Here is a 481-nt window from a genome sequence, read left to right on the forward strand (position 1 = left end):
CGGTATTTATGAAACGGGAGACGACGGTATGATGAAGACGCTAGATTGGTATTTAGGGCGTAGCATCTTACAAACCACGGGTTTCGCGCTATTAGTTTTTGTGGGGATCAATACGCTTATTAAGTTTATTGAGCAACTACGCTCGGTTGGTCGTGGCAGCTATGATTTACTCGGGGCTATGCTCTATACCATTTACAGCATGCCAAGCGATATCGTCGTATTTTTCCCGATGGCTGCACTGATTGGTGGTTTGATTGGGCTTGGTGCACTTGCCTCAAGCAGTGAACTAATTGTTATGCAAGCGGCTGGGTGGTCGCGTTTTCAAATTATTATGTCGGGGATGAAAACGGCAGTGGTGCTTGCGCTACTGATGATGGCGCTTGGGGAGTGGGGGGCACCAAAAGCGGAGCAAACCGCAAAACGGTTAAAAAACGAAGCAATTTATGGCGGTGAAGTCTACAGCGCTCAGCGTGGTGTGTGG

General features: G+C 48.4%; 1 protein-coding gene. It reads left to right on the forward strand.

From position 1 onward, the window contains the following. Positions 1-28: 28 nt before the first annotated feature. The coding region (locus CWC11_RS22505; protein ID WP_138684289.1) for an LptF/LptG family permease at positions 29-481 on the forward strand (453 nt) is incomplete at its 3' end.

The sequence above is a fragment of the Pseudoalteromonas sp. S3178 genome, assembly GCF_005886985.1.
Lineage (GTDB): Bacteria > Pseudomonadota > Gammaproteobacteria > Enterobacterales > Alteromonadaceae > Pseudoalteromonas > Pseudoalteromonas carrageenovora.